The following is a 13805-nucleotide window of genomic DNA, read 5'->3' as shown; positions in this document are numbered from 1 at the left end:
GTATGATGTCGTGAAAATTTATTTGAAAAGAGGTGATGATCATGAGTTATGTGAATATGGAAGCAATTCTTGGCGACGCAAGAAAGAATCATTATGCAGTCGGGGCGTTTAATATCGTCAATTACCTTACTGCGAAGGCTGCTGTTGAAGCGGCAGAGGAACTTGGACAACCGATTATCATTCAAACATCGGTAAAAACGGTAAAAGCTTTTGGGATCAAAGAAATGATGAGTTTTTTAAAACCAATCGCTGATCATGCAACGGTGAACGTGGCGATCCATCTGGATCATTCGACAGATGTCGAATTTACAAAAGCCTGCATTGATGGTGGTTGGTCATCGGTGATGTATGACGGTTCGCAGTTGACTTTGGAAGAAAATATTAAAAACACCAAAGAAATTGTAACATACGCAAAAAATAAAAAGGTGACAGTTGAAGGTGAATTGGGTGCTATTGTCGGCGTTGAAGATGATATTGTGGTAATAGCCGGAAATTCTGCCCATGCACGGCCGGAAGATTGCCATATTTATTTAAAAGAAACCGGAATCGATGCTTTCGCACCAGCCGTGGGAACGGCTCACGGCGTTTACACCGGTGAAATCAATATCGATTATGATCTATTTGAAGAAATCAATCAATTTTCATCTTGCCCATTGGTGCTTCATGGCGGTACCGGATTAACCGATGAGATGTTTCATAAACTGATTGCGTTAGGGGCTTCAAAGGTTAATATTTCAACGGCAATTAAAATTGCATATTGTCAGGGGATGGTAACCTACACAAAAATGAATCCTGACCAGAATGATCCACTTAAACTGGATGCCTTTACCAAAGAAGGATTGAAAAAAGTAGTGAAGCAACACATCCAATTCTTTAGTCTGAGGGACTAACAGAATTAATAAAATAAAGTCGGCTGCCAAGTTATTGATGATTAAACTGGTGAACGATGATTAAAATACGAGGAGAACAATAATGAAAGATTCCAAATGTATTGAAGAACTCAAAAAAGAATTTGATGCTTATGCAGAAATGTATAGTCCAGAAGGACTGGATCGCGAAGAGCAAATCAGAATGTATAGTATCATGTGGCTCATGCGTAAGTTTGAGGAAGCAGTGAAGCCACTTTGGATGGCGAATAAGGTTCACGGATACTATCATCCTTATATTACTGAGGAAGCGATTGCAACCGCTATTATTACGCAATTGAAAAAAGAAGACTATGTTGGTTCTACCCATCGTGGCCACGGTCATTTAATTGCTAAAGGTGGCAATATCAATAAGATGATGGCTGAATTGTTTGGCAAAGAAGAAGGTTATAACAAGGGTCGTGGTGGTTCAATGCACATCAGCGATATGAGCATTGGGATGCTTGGTGCCAGTGGTATTGTTGGAGCGGCAGTAGCACCAGCAGTTGGCAGCGCTTTAAAAAGTTGGATCAAAGGAACGGATGATGTAACCGTTGTGTTCTTTGGCGATGGCGGTGCCAATGCCGGTTCCGTTTCGGAGTCGATGAACATGGCCGCGGCCTGGAAACTCCCGGTGATTTTTGTCTGCGAAAACAACCAATGGGCAATTGCCACCGATTATGCCCGGATAACCGGTGAACCCGATCTTTACAAACGGGGCACAGGCTTTGGCATTCCCAGCTATCGCTGTGATGGTTATAATATTTATCAGATATGGGAAACCGCAAAAGCTGCCATTGAGCGTGCCCGCGCTGGCGAAGGGCCGACCTTTATCGAATGTAAAACGATGCGAATGCTGGGACATCACGCAACCGATGATAGCTGGTACCGTGATATGTCAGTATGTGATAAATACTGGGAAATTGAACCAATTAAACGAATGGGCGAATTTATGGTTGAAAACAAGCTTGCCACACCGGAAGAATTGGAAGCGATTGAAGCAGAAGCAATGAAAAAGGTCGAGGCGTCCATCGAATACGCAGATACGCAATGCCATGAACCCTCTCCTGATACGTTCTATGATTACATTTACACAGATGGCGAAGTTATCAAGTAGACACTATATTAATTAGTGAGCTTATTAAAACGAAGATTAGGAGATAAAGATTATGTCAATCATTACACTTAGAGAATCCATTACCCAGGCATTAAGGGAAGAAATGGCCCTGGATGAAAACGTATTTATCATGGGTTGCGATGTAGGACTGCGCGGAAATCCATTTGGTATAACAAAAGGTCTAATGAATGAATACGGCGAAAAACGGGTCATCGATACCCCCATTTCAGAAGCCGCATTCACGGGTCTTGGTGTTGGCGCGGCGATTGCCGGGATGCGTCCGTTAGTTGAAATATTATATGCTGACTGGATCACGTTGCCAATGGATAACATTGTCAACACGGCGGCAAAAACATGTTATATGTTCGGTGGACAGGCAAACGTGCCGATTGTTATCCGGGCGCCTTTTGGTGTCGGTGGTGGCGTCGCTGCTCAGCATTCACAGAACAACGAAAACTGGTTTGTCCATGTACCGGGCTTAAAGGTCATAACGCCGTCTACCCCCTACGATATGAAGGGGATGCTTAAATCGGCCATTCGTGATAACGGACCGGTTATCTGCTTTGAACATAAACGTAATTATTCAGTAAAAGGTGAAGTTCCAGATGGTGAATATCTGGTTCCAATCGGAAAAGCAGCAATTCGCAAAACGGGAACCGATTGCACGATTGTGGCCTATTCCTATATGACCTATGTGGCAGAAGCAGCTGCCAAAGAATTAGAAAAAGATGGAATCAGTTGTGAAGTCATTGATTTGCGGTCGCTGTTGCCATTGGATTATGATACCGTGATGGAATCGATCAAGAAGACAAGTCGTGTTGTTGTTGTGACCGAAGCACCACTTCGCGGATCGATTGCTGGCGAAATTGTCGGTGAAATCATTGACCGTGGCTTTGATTTATTGGATGCACCACCTCAGCGTCTTGGCAGCAAGAACTCTCCAGTAGCATACAATGAAGGTCTGGAAGCGATGTGCACACCTAAAAAAGAAGATATTATCGCAGCAGTACGGAAAACATTTGAATAAATTGTGAAGGAGTGTTTATTATGGCAAAATTAATGAATATGCCAAAGATCGGCGTTAACATGACTGACGGTACGGTCACGGAATGGTATGTAAACGAGGGTGACGAAGTTAAATTCGGTGAAATGGCTCTGGCTGCAGAAACAGATAAAGACGTTCAGGACATTCCGGCCGATCAGACGGGCACCGTTTTAAAAATTATTGCCCAAGTGGGCGATAACGTCGAATGCCATAAACCACTGGCAATTGTCGGTGCTCCCGGTGAAAATATTGATAGTCTACTCGCTGAAATTAGTGGCGGCGGAGCTGTGGCAGCACCAACAGAAACGGTGACGGTTACACCGACTCAATCAGCTGAAGTGACAGAAACAGCCTCAACAGGCCGGGTTCCGGTTTCACCATTGGCTAAAAAGATGGCCAAAGATTTGGGGATCAATCTGGCTAAAGTTAAATATACGGGGATCCGTGTCACAAAGTCTGATATTCTTGCTTACGAAAATGAACCAGAAGTTATTTCAGAGTCGCCAACAATTACCATGCCAGATGTAGTGGCAACAACGGTTGCGCCGGCAACTGGAATCAGAAAAATAACTCCTTATGACGGCATGCGCCGAAAGATTGGTAATCGGCTGACTGAAAGTGTGGTAACAAAACCATGGGCAGCCCTTACGGTGGCAGTTGATATGAGCAAAGCCATTGAGTGGCGCAAACGGGTGAATGAAATCGCCGATATCAAGGTCGGTTTCAATGAGATGGTGGCCAAAGCCTGTTCTCGGGCTTTACAGGAATACCCCTTGATGAACACACAGCTGGCCGCCGATGGCACGGAAATTTACGAAATGGAAGACATCAACATTGGCGTTGCGGTTAACACCGATCGAGGCTTGATGGTGCCGGTTCTTAAAAATGTTGCCGCTAAAGGGGTGGTTGAACTGGCAAAAGAATTTGCTGGCCTGGTCAGCCGTACCAAAGAACAAGCGAATAGTCAAGGGGACTTATCGGGGGGAACGTTTACGATCAGTAATCTCGGTGCTCGTGGAATTTCGAGTTTTCGGGCAGTGATCAACCCGCCTGAATGTGGGATTCTGGCGTTAGCAGCAACGATTAAGTCAGCCGTTGTCATTGATGATGAAATCGTCATCCGTCCAATGATGAATATTACTTTGAGTTTTGATCACCGTATTGTTGATGGGGATTATGCTGCACAGTTTGTATCCTATATTGGAAAACTGTTAGAAGACCCGATGAAAATCTTAATGTAGACAACCGTAAGCGGTTCAGGGCGAGCTAAACTTGATGCATGATTCATAACAGGAGATAAATGATGAATAAATTTGATCTAATTGTTATCGGCGGCGGTCCGGGGGGGTATGTGGCAGCAATTTATGCTGCCCAGCATGGCCTTCACACCGCACTCGTTGAAAAAGCCGATCTGGGAGGGGTTTGTTTAAACTGGGGCTGCATACCGACAAAAGCGCTGGTTCAAAACGCTGAAATCCTCCGGACGGTAAAAGAAGCTCATAAATATGGAATCAATCTGAATACCAATGAAATAAAAGCTGATTATTCAGTGGCTCAGAAACGCAGTCGGGAAGTTAGTGGCAAACTGACCATGGGCATTAAAAGTTTGATGAAAAAAAACAACGTGACGGTGATACCAGGTGAAGGAAGTTTGATCAGTGGAAACAGGGTGAAAGTGATGCCGACTGGTGAGATTTTTGAAACAAAAAATATCATTCTTGCGACCGGAGCGCATGCCTTTAAAATCCCCCAATTTGATTACAGTAATCCTAACATTATGACCTCGCGAGAAGCCCTTGAATTGACCGAAGTCAAACCGGAAGAGCGATTTGTGGTCGTCGGAGCGGGGGCGATCGGTATGGAATTTGCCAGTATCTGGGCCAGTTATGGCGCAGAGGTAACCGTTGTTGAAATGTTGCCCCGGGTTTTGCCAAACGAAGATGCTGATGTTTCAAAAGAAATTCAGCGAGCGTTCAAAAAACGTGATATCAAAGTAAAAGTTGACAGTAAAGTTATTTCTGTAGCTGCTGAAGGAAATGGTTTCAACCTTGTTATCGAGAAAAAAGGAAAAACCGAGTCAATCCCATGTGATAAAATTCTTGTTTCGGCTGGGGTTCGGGCTAATGTTGAGAATATCGGCCTGGAAGCAGCAGGCGTGAAACTGACCGAGCGGGGATTAGTTCAGGTAGATGATCATTTACAGACAACCTGCCCGACTATCTATGCCATTGGCGATATGACGGGAAAATTGGCTCTGGCTCATGTTGCGTCAGCTCAGGCATTGGCGGCTGTTCACGCAATTCTGGGAAAACCAGTCAAACAATTTAATTATTCAAATATGCCAAGATGTACCTATACCTATCCCGAAGTAGCCAGTGTTGGATTAACCGAAGAACAGGCCAGAGAAGCGGGCTACGATGTCAAGGTGGGGACATTCCCGTTGGCAGCAAATGGAAAATCAGTAGCAATGAATGAAACAACGGGTTTTGTAAAGATTGTTGCCGACAAAAAATACGGTGAGATATTGGGAACCCATCTTGTCGGAGCCCACGTGACGGAATTAATCAGTGCCGCAACCGCTTATATTGATCTTGAATTTACCGCAGCAGACATTGCCCAGGTTGTGCATCCTCACCCATCGGTATCAGAAGCAATGATGGAAGCAGCGCATGCGGTGGTGGGACAGGCTATTCATATTTAATTAAGGATGACGACAATTTAGTAGAAAGTGAGTATTGCAGTGCCTCAAAAGGGCATGCAATATTCATCAGTAACAAAGGTTTGAAACGAATGGGGTGGGCTGATTATGCTCTTTTATTACAGTGAATCGACAGATCCATATTTTAACCTGGCATTGGAAGAACATATCTTTTCCAATGTTGAATTGCGCGAGCCGTTTTTCATGCTATGGCAAAATGACAACGCGATAGTGATTGGCCGAAATCAGAACCCTGTCAGAGAAATCAATATCGATTTTATCAGGGAAAAAAATACCAGGGTGGCGCGGCGTAATACCGGCGGTGGTACGGTTTATCATGATTTGGGAAATTTAAACTATTCGTTTATTCAGAACTGCAAAAATGGTAAAATGGTTGACTTTTCGCAATTTGCCCTTCCGATCATTCGTGCCCTTGATCATTTCGGGGTCAAAGCGCAGTGTAATGATCGCAACGACCTGGTCATTGCAGGACGTAAATTTTCTGGCACGGCTCAGACAGTAAAAAAAGGCCGGGCATTGCACCATGGAATACTGCTATTTAATTCAGATTTAGATTTTTTACGGCAAGCATTGATGGTTAATGAGGACAAAATTGAAGCTAAAGGTGTTAAGTCAGTGAGCAGCCACATTACCAATATCGTTGATCATTTACCTCAACCAATCACTATGGAGCAATTTCGTAATTGTTTGATGACCAGCATTATAAAAAAGAATGATCCATTTCCGTTTCGTTTGACTGAGAAAGATTTTGAAGCGATCAAGCAACTACAGGAAAAAAAATATTCGACATGGGATTGGAATTACGGTAAGTCGCCACGCTATGAAGTGCAAAAAACCCGGAGTTTTCAAGGCGGTCATCTGAGCGTTTCGATGAATGTTTTACAGCAGGGAGTCATCGATTCGATTTTCATTACCGGTGAATTCTCAGGAGCGCAGAGTATTCACCAATTGGAAAAATTTTTAAAAGGAAAGACACTAAAAGAATCACAATTATTGGAAGTCCTCTGCTACACTAGAGTAAACGACTTCATTTCAGGTATGACAGCCAGAGAATTGGTGAAAATTTTAGTGTATTAATATATTACTATCGATACAAAAGGTTGAACTAAGTTTACATACAAAAGAAAACGTTTAACAAGTAATTAAAATTAAAAAAAATGCGAACCAATGCATTTTTAATAAAAGAAAAGGCGGTACAAACGGATGAAGGAGTATATTTTAAGTATTGACCAAGGGACTACCAGTATTCGAGCAATTTTCTTTAATCATGATGGGGACATCGTCAGTGTGTATGCAAAAGAATTTGCACAATTTTATCCAGATTCAGGTTGGGTTGAACAAGACCCCATGGAAATGTGGGCGGTAACGGGTGAAGTCATTGAAAAAGCAATGGCAAAATCGAACATCAAAGAAGATGAGATCGTGGCAATTGGAATCACCAATCAACGCGAAACATCAATTGTCTGGGACAAGAATACGGGCGAACCTGTATACAATGCAATTGTATGGCAGGACCGAAGAACCGCAGAATACTGTGATCAACTAAAAGCAGAAGATCCGGGAATAGAAGCAAAAGTTAGAAATAAAACAGGATTAATGATTGATTCGTATTTCTCTGCCACAAAAGTTAAATGGATACTCGATAACGTCGAAGGCGCAAGAGAAAGAGCAGAAAAAGGTGATCTTCTTTTTGGAAACGTTGACACCTGGATCATGTGGAAACTTACCGGCGGAAAAACCCATGCCACTGACTACAGTAATGCATCCCGGACACTGATGTATAACATTCATGACTTGAAATGGGACGAAGAGTTGTTAAAGGTCTTTAACGTACCAGCAAGCATGTTGCCAAAAGTTCAGGAAAGCAGCGGACATTTTGGCGTGACAGCAAAGATATTCAAACGGGAAATTCCGATAACCGGTGATGCTGGCGATCAACAGGCAGCAACATTTGGTCAATGTTGTTTTAAAAAAGGTATGGCAAAATTCACTTATGGTACGGCCGGTGTTATGACTGTAAATATTGGGGATAAGCCATTCTTGTCAAACAACGGGCTAACAACAACGATTGGTTGGGGAATTAATGGCAAGGTTGAATATTTATTAGAAGCGGTTGCTTTTTCAGCCGGTTCAGCTATTCAATGGTTACGTGATGAAATGGATATGCTTGATGAATCACCGGACTCGGAATACTTTGCCTTAAAAACGAAAAAAACCAGCAATTGCGGCGTATATTTTGTTCCGGCATTTACCGGGTTATGTGCACCTTACTGGAACTCTTATGCCCGAGCTGCCATTGTTGGTATCGAACGCGGGACAACCAAAAACAACATTATCAGAGCCGTTCTAGAGTCATTAGGATACCAGACGCGCGATATGTTCGATGCATTCTCAGAAGATTTGGGCGAAAGACTATCTATTCTCAAGGTTGATGGCGGTGCCTGCAATAACAATTTACTGATGCAATTCACTTCGGATATCGTCAATGTTGATATTGAAAGACCGGACAACACTGAAACTACTGCAGCAGGTGTTGCTTATCTGGCGGGACTAGCAGTGGGATTCTGGAAAGATCAGGATGAAATCGTACAAAAGAGAACGGTTAATCAGGTATTCAATCCAAAGATGGATGAAGAGCTGCGAAATGAGTTATATAAAGGCTGGAAACGAGCCATCAATTGTAACTTAGAATGGGCAAATGACCGCTAAGCAGTAGCACTAATACAATTTAAATAACGGGGGGCGTATATATGTGGCCGATGTATGCGCCGCCCAAATCAAAAATACGAAAATGAATATGGAGGTGACACCATGAAAACAGATGTTTTAATCATTGGTGGCGGTGTAATTGGTGCTTCCGTTGCTCATCAGCTTGCTCGGTATAATCTGGATATTATTCTGGTTGAAAAAGCGAGCGATGTCTGTATGGGGACGAGTAAAGCAAACTCAGCAATGATTCATAGTGGTTTTAATATTGATGGTGGCACATTAAAAGGCCAGTTAGTATTAGCAGCAAATAAAGTTATTAAGCAATTATGTCAGGATTTAAAAGTAGATTTGGTTAAACCACTGGGTTCAATAACCGTTGGATTTGAAGAAACTGACCTGGAAAAAATGAAAAAAACCATGGAAAATGGAATCAAGAATGGCATTCAGGGGATGAAACTACTTAACCAGACAGAACTTCATGAGATGGAGCCCCACTTAAATCCAGATGCAAAATATGGTCTATTCGAACCGGAGACCGGAATTATAAATCCCTTTGAATACACCGTGGCGCTGGCAGAGAATGCTGTGATTAATGGCGCAAAAGTTCTTTTGGACACAGAAGTTCTGGATATTATTATTGAAAATAAAACTGTAACAGGTGTTAAAACAAATAAAGGCGATATCGCCGCAAAAATTATCATTAATGCCGCCGGGTTATACGCAGATAAAATCGCTGCGATGGTAGAAGACATCGATTTTGAAATCAAACCGAGAAAAGGGCAGTATTTTTTGTATGACAAGAAATGGCGTGATATTTTAACCTATACGATTTATTCAGCACTGACGAAGGTATCGAAAGGGATGATCGTCGTGCCAACCATTGATGGCAATATATTAGCAGGATCAAATGCTGAGGCAGTTGAAGATAAAACTGATTTGAGAACAACTGCACAATCTTTGGATCAGATCTACACAAGTACCATTTCAAACTTATTTCCTGAGCTTCCCAGAATGGGTGATGTAATCACGACCTTCACCGGGCTGAGAGCATCAAGCACCAATGAAGACTTTATCATCGAATCTGCGAAAACGGTCAAAGGTTTTATTAACGCCGCTGGTATCCAGTCGCCGGGTTTAACTTCGGCACCAGCTATCGCAGCGATGATTGAAGGCCTGGTGAGAGCGGAGAATATGGATTTGGATTTTTCACCAAAAGCGAACTATGAAAAAGGCAGACAGGCACCAGTGCTGCTTTCGGATTTGTCATATGAAGAAAGAACCGCCTTAATTGAAGAGAACCCTGATTATGGCGAAATTATCTGTCGCTGCGAGTCGATCAGCAAGGGTGAAATTATGGATGCAATACACCGACCCATTCCGGCGACAAATATGGATGCCATAAAACGTCGGGTCAGAGCTGGTATGGGACGATGCCAGGGTGGTTTTTGCGGACCGAAGGTGCTTGGCATACTAAGTAAAGAGCTGGGAATTTCTCCGCTTGAAGTGACACAAAAAGGCAATGCATCCTTTGTTCTGACTTCTAAGAATAAAGAACTATCTTTAGAAGAAGGAGATAGAAATTATGAAAAAATTAGAGTATGATTTAGTCATTATTGGCGGCGGACCGGCAGGGCTTGCCGCAGCATTGGAAGCGAAACGAGATGGTGTTTCAAAAATCCTGATTTGCGAAAGAGCACCCTATCTGGGCGGCATTTTAAATCAATGTATTCATAACGGCTTTGGCCTGCAATATTTTAAAGAAGAATTGACGGGACCTGAATATGCCAGTCGCTTTATTGAAGAACTGGAAAATTCTGACATTGATGTAAAACTGGGTACCATGGTAATGGAAATAATGGCAGATAAAAAAGTGATTGCTGTTAATCGTGAGGATGGGATGTTTCAGATCGATACGAAGGCATTGATTCTGGCAATGGGATGCCGCGAAAGGACACGTGGTGCAATCACCATACCTGGTAGCCGTCCGGCCGGGATTATGACAGCTGGCACTGCCCAGAGTTATGTTAATCTGGAAGGTTATCTTCCGGGTAAAGAGGTAGTCATCCTGGGCTCTGGAGATATTGGTCTCATTATGGCAAGACGATTAACGCTTGAAGGTGTCAATGTGAAAGGGGTCATCGAATTAATGCCCTATTCAACAGGACTCATAAGAAACAAAGTGCAATGTCTTGATGATTTTGGCATTCCCCTGTTATTGAGCCATTCGATTACTGAAGTGCATGGAAATGAAAGACTGGAAGGTGTTACAATTGCCGAAGTTGATAAAAGCTTCAAACCGATCGAAGGCACCGAACACTATGTGAGCTGCGATACCTTGCTGCTATCGGTTGGCTTGATTCCAGAAAATGAATTATCCAATAATCTGGGATGTGAAATGGATAAGGTGACACGGGGACCGGTGGTGAACGAAAAACGGATTACCAATATCCCATGGGTATTTGCCTGTGGAAATGTTCTGCACGTTCACGATTTAGTTGACAATGTTACTCAGGAAGCTGAAATTGCCGGAAAAGCAGCAGCCGCTTTTATTAACAACAAGACGAATGAAGAAGAAAAGGATGTCATTATCACTCATGATAAAAATATTGGGTATGTCGTTCCCCAGCACATTGATGCATTAAACAACCAGGAACAGACGATTAAGTTTTTTCTCAGAGTGAGGAATCCAGATGAGGATGTCCGATTAATTGTCAAAGATAATTTTAATAAAACGTTACTGAATCTTAAAAAGACAATCGTCGAGCCTGGTACCATGGTAACATTTAATTTACCAAGAGAGTTTGTGACTAAGGATACTTCATCAATTGATATATCGATTTCCAAGGAACAAGCGCAATAAGATGGAGGTGTAAAATCATGGCCATAAAGAAATTTATATGCATCGGATGTCCGAAAGGGTGTAGTCTGAAAGTTGAGCATACTGAAAAAACCATAAATGAAATCAGTGACTACAGTTGTAAAATAGGATTGAAATATGCGCAAACGGAATTCACCGAGCCCAAGAGAACGATAACAACCACCGTAAAATTAAAATCAGGTGATTTACCTTTTGTGCCGGTTAAAACAAAAGAACCGGTTAATAAGGAAAAAATATTTGAAGTGATGAATGTGATCAGTGAATTGGAAATTGAATCACCCGTCAGAGTCGGAGATGTTGTCGTATCAAACATTGCCGGAACCGGAGTCGATCTGGTCTGTACCCGTAACATAAAAAATGCAGGTATGAGATAGATTTTTGTGATTAAAATGATGCGAAATCATGGTATAATAAATGAACAGTAAACATAACCCATCATACGCATGTATGATGGGTTGAAATAGAAATGAGGTGATAACCATGAGTTATGTCAACATGGAAGCGATTCTTCAGCATGCTCGAAAAAACCATTATGCAGTTGGTGCCTTTAACATCGTGAATTATCTGACCGCAAAGGCGGCAGTTGAAGCGGCCGAGGAACTGAATCAAAATATTATCATTCAGACCTCGGTTAAAACGGTAAAAGCTTTTGGCATTCATGAAATGATGAGTTTTTTAAAACCGATCGCTGAAAACGCTCAGGTAAAGGTTGCGATTCATCTTGATCATTCCACCGATGTTGAATTTACAAAAGCATGTATTGATGGCGGCTGGTCTTCAGTGATGTATGATGGTTCGCAGTTGCCACTGGCGGACAATATCAAAAATACAATGGCAATCGTGGCCTATGCCAAGCTAAAGAATGTGACGGTTGAAGGCGAATTAGGTGCCATTGTCGGCGTTGAAGATGACATTGTCGTAAAAGAAGGTGATCATGCTCATGCTAAACCAGCAGACTGTCGCACCTATTTGAAAGAAACCGGAGTTGCTGCGTTTGCGCCGGCTATCGGAACAGCACACGGAGTCTATAAAGGCGAAATTAAAATCGATTATGATCTTTTTGAAGAAATCAATGCGTTTTCACTTTGTCCGTTGGTTCTCCATGGTGGAACGGGACTGAGTGACGAAATGTTTCATCGGCTGATCGGCCTGGGTGCATCAAAGGTGAATATTTCAACAGCGATAAAAATTGCCTATTGTCAGGGAATGGCTGCTTTCAGTAAAGAAAATCCAGCCCAAAATGATCCGCTGAAATTGGATGCCTTCACCAAACAAGAAGTTAAAAAAGTTGTGACCGAACACATCCGCTTTTTTAGTCGGATCGATTAGAGAGGTAACATGATGACAACACAACCAAATTACATTGTTGATTTACATAGTCATACTACCCGATCCGATGGGGGGGACACACCGCAGGAATTTATTTCCAATGCGGCCACTTTAGGAATGAAAGTGATCGTATTTACTGATCATGATGTTCTGCCGCCTGATCAAATCGAAGTAAATGGGGTGATGGTGGATCCCGTTCTTTATGCCAGGAAAAAAGGGATGAAACTGATACCGGGAATTGAATTTTCCTGTGAAACACAGGTAGAAGATGTCCACATTGTTGTGCTAGGGTGCGATTATTCCAATCCTAAAATAATCGAAATGTATCAGAAAATTGTTAAAAGTAAGATATTTTCATATCAAAAGCTTTTAGATATTCTGGCCGATAATGGGTATGATATAACATGGGATGAAGTGTTGAATTATGACGACATTCCGAGAAAAGCCGAGGATGTCCAGAAAAAAATAATTTTCAACCTGATGGCAGAAAAAGGTTATACAAAAACCTGGAGTGAAGCAAAATTATTGATCAGAAATAACCCTGATTGCAGTGTCAAACGAGAAAAACCAGACCCCGTTGACATCATTAACATAGCCCATGAAAGCGGTGGTATTGCCATTTTGGCTCATCCTTATCTCATTGATGAAACCGTTACGACCAATGAGGGGGCAATGACCAGAGCGGATTATATTGATAAATTGATTGATCTGGGTCTCGATGGTATTGAGGCCTGCTATACCTATGATAAAACCACTTATAATGGGCCTTACACAAAGGCAGAAATCATTGCCAAGATCAAAGCAGACTACCAGGATCGAGTGAAAATTATTTCCGGCGGTTCAGATTATCATGCGGACTATAAAAAAACCGATAAAAATGTCAGGAATATTGGCGAATGCGGCGTTACCCTGGAATATTTTAACAGCAACGAGCTTTTAAGAAATCTTTAGTCGGTTTCTTAAAATAAAAATGGCAATGATACCCAATTTGCCAAATTAAAATAAACAGGTAGAGATCAATTTTAGCGGATTACTCTTTTAATTCGATAGGGTTTATGATAAAATAAAAGAGTATTTGCTAAATAAGCGGCACGAAGGAGTTT

Annotated in this window: 12 protein-coding genes; all 12 read left to right on the top strand. The window is 42.2% G+C overall.

The window, feature by feature from the left end; all coding sequences use genetic code 11:
- Positions 1 to 41: 41 nt before the first annotated feature.
- The 12 genes from Q7J41_RS03665 (at position 42) to Q7J41_RS03610 (ending at position 13653) form a co-directional block, all read left to right on the top strand.
- On the top strand, positions 42 to 890 hold the full coding sequence (locus Q7J41_RS03665) for a class II fructose-bisphosphate aldolase (RefSeq protein WP_304885349.1): 849 nt from the start codon (positions 42 to 44) through the stop codon (positions 888 to 890).
- Positions 891 to 972: 82 nt separating this feature from the next.
- Positions 973 to 2022: a thiamine pyrophosphate-dependent dehydrogenase E1 component subunit alpha gene (locus tag Q7J41_RS03660; protein WP_304885347.1), complete on the top strand. Its 1050-nt coding sequence runs from the start codon at positions 973 to 975 to the stop codon at positions 2020 to 2022.
- 52 nt (positions 2023 to 2074) lie between these two features.
- Complete coding sequence (locus Q7J41_RS03655) at positions 2075 to 3049, top strand: alpha-ketoacid dehydrogenase subunit beta (protein ID WP_304885345.1); 975 nt, start codon at positions 2075 to 2077, stop codon at positions 3047 to 3049.
- A 20-nt stretch (positions 3050 to 3069) separates the two neighbouring features.
- Positions 3070 to 4308 (top strand): dihydrolipoamide acetyltransferase family protein, encoded by a 1239-nt coding sequence (locus tag Q7J41_RS03650; RefSeq protein ID WP_304885342.1) that lies wholly within the window; start codon positions 3070 to 3072, stop codon positions 4306 to 4308.
- 59 nt (positions 4309 to 4367) lie between these two features.
- Entirely contained in the window at positions 4368 to 5768 is a 1401-nt protein-coding gene (gene lpdA / locus Q7J41_RS03645) for a dihydrolipoyl dehydrogenase (RefSeq protein ID WP_304885340.1), read from the top strand.
- Positions 5769 to 5873: 105 nt separating this feature from the next.
- Complete coding sequence (locus tag Q7J41_RS03640) at positions 5874 to 6863, top strand: lipoate--protein ligase (protein ID WP_304885338.1); 990 nt, start codon at positions 5874 to 5876, stop codon at positions 6861 to 6863.
- A 126-nt stretch (positions 6864 to 6989) separates the two neighbouring features.
- Entirely contained in the window at positions 6990 to 8495 is a 1506-nt protein-coding gene (gene glpK, locus Q7J41_RS03635) for a glycerol kinase GlpK (RefSeq protein WP_304885336.1), read from the top strand.
- A 102-nt stretch (positions 8496 to 8597) separates the two neighbouring features.
- Entirely contained in the window at positions 8598 to 10097 is a 1500-nt protein-coding gene (locus tag Q7J41_RS03630; protein ID WP_304885334.1) for an NAD(P)/FAD-dependent oxidoreductase, read from the top strand.
- Positions 10078 to 11355, top strand: coding sequence for an NAD(P)/FAD-dependent oxidoreductase (locus tag Q7J41_RS03625; protein ID WP_304885332.1), 1278 nt, complete (start codon positions 10078 to 10080; stop codon positions 11353 to 11355). The genes Q7J41_RS03630 and Q7J41_RS03625 overlap by 20 nt, the downstream gene beginning before the upstream one ends.
- Positions 11356 to 11372: 17 nt before the next feature.
- Positions 11373 to 11747, top strand: a complete 375-nt coding sequence (locus tag Q7J41_RS03620; RefSeq protein ID WP_304885331.1) for a DUF1667 domain-containing protein — start codon at positions 11373 to 11375, stop codon at positions 11745 to 11747.
- Positions 11748 to 11853: 106 nt separating this feature from the next.
- Entirely contained in the window at positions 11854 to 12702 is an 849-nt protein-coding gene (locus Q7J41_RS03615; RefSeq protein ID WP_304885329.1) for a class II fructose-bisphosphate aldolase, read from the top strand.
- Between the two features lie 9 nt (positions 12703 to 12711).
- Positions 12712 to 13653: a PHP domain-containing protein gene (locus tag Q7J41_RS03610; protein WP_304885327.1), complete on the top strand. Its 942-nt coding sequence runs from the start codon at positions 12712 to 12714 to the stop codon at positions 13651 to 13653.
- The last annotated feature ends 152 nt before the right edge of the window (positions 13654 to 13805 follow it).

The sequence above is a fragment of the Acetobacterium sp. genome (genome assembly GCF_030652775.1).
GTDB lineage: Bacteria > Bacillota > Clostridia > Eubacteriales > Eubacteriaceae > Acetobacterium.
This window is presented reverse-complemented; position numbering and strand designations above follow the sequence as displayed.

Excerpts from the sequence above, each read along its gene's own strand:
- Q7J41_RS03665 (WP_304885349.1), top strand. The coding sequence starts at position 42 with ATGAGTTATGTGAATATGGAAGCAATTCTTGGCGACGCAAGAAAGAAT.
- Q7J41_RS03660 (WP_304885347.1), top strand. The coding sequence starts at position 973 with ATGAAAGATTCCAAATGTATTGAAGAACTCAAAAAAGAATTTGATGCT.
- Q7J41_RS03655 (WP_304885345.1), top strand. The coding sequence starts at position 2,075 with ATGTCAATCATTACACTTAGAGAATCCATTACCCAGGCATTAAGGGAA.
- Q7J41_RS03650 (WP_304885342.1), top strand. The coding sequence starts at position 3,070 with ATGGCAAAATTAATGAATATGCCAAAGATCGGCGTTAACATGACTGAC.
- lpdA (WP_304885340.1), top strand. The coding sequence starts at position 4,368 with ATGATGAATAAATTTGATCTAATTGTTATCGGCGGCGGTCCGGGGGGG.
- Q7J41_RS03640 (WP_304885338.1), top strand. The coding sequence starts at position 5,874 with ATGCTCTTTTATTACAGTGAATCGACAGATCCATATTTTAACCTGGCA.
- glpK (WP_304885336.1), top strand. The coding sequence starts at position 6,990 with ATGAAGGAGTATATTTTAAGTATTGACCAAGGGACTACCAGTATTCGA.
- Q7J41_RS03630 (WP_304885334.1), top strand. The coding sequence starts at position 8,598 with ATGAAAACAGATGTTTTAATCATTGGTGGCGGTGTAATTGGTGCTTCC.
- Q7J41_RS03625 (WP_304885332.1), top strand. The coding sequence starts at position 10,078 with ATGAAAAAATTAGAGTATGATTTAGTCATTATTGGCGGCGGACCGGCA.
- Q7J41_RS03620 (WP_304885331.1), top strand. The coding sequence starts at position 11,373 with ATGGCCATAAAGAAATTTATATGCATCGGATGTCCGAAAGGGTGTAGT.
- Q7J41_RS03615 (WP_304885329.1), top strand. The coding sequence starts at position 11,854 with ATGAGTTATGTCAACATGGAAGCGATTCTTCAGCATGCTCGAAAAAAC.
- Q7J41_RS03610 (WP_304885327.1), top strand. The coding sequence starts at position 12,712 with ATGATGACAACACAACCAAATTACATTGTTGATTTACATAGTCATACT.